The organism is Pseudomonas sp. BW16M2, assembly GCF_014268865.1.
In the GTDB taxonomy this organism is placed as follows: Bacteria; Pseudomonadota; Gammaproteobacteria; order Pseudomonadales; family Pseudomonadaceae; genus Aquipseudomonas; species Aquipseudomonas peradeniyensis.
Window position 1 is genome coordinate 1 of record NZ_JABWRI010000082.1, and the last position, 350, is coordinate 350.

Below are 350 nucleotides of genomic sequence, written 5' to 3' on the forward strand. Positions count from 1 at the left end.
GTGCCGCTCAGGGCGGGCGAATACCTGAAGCTGCTCAACGAAGGCCTGCAGGCGCGCACCGATGCGCTGTTGGGCCAGCTGGACCAAGCCTTTCGCAAACCCGCCGCGCACAAGGTCAACGCCATGCTGCTCAGCGGCGCCATCACCGCGGCAGTGTCCGGCAAGCACGGCAAGGTCGTGGAGCTGGTGCTCTGGACCATGGAGAGCGCCGAGGACCTGCAGGCCCGGTTGCAGCACCTGCAGGCCAGCGCGGGTACCGGCGCTGGCGAGGCCTTGCGCAGCGTGCGCATAGGGGCAGACAGCCTGCAATACCAGGCCGCCCACAGCCTGCGCCTGCTCAGCCTGAGCGC

Annotated in this window: 1 pseudogene; it reads left to right on the forward strand. The window is 69.1% G+C overall.

The features are described 5' to 3' along the window. Positions 1 to 350 (forward strand): annotated as a pseudogene (locus HU735_RS26845) (hypothetical protein); the annotation flags it as partial.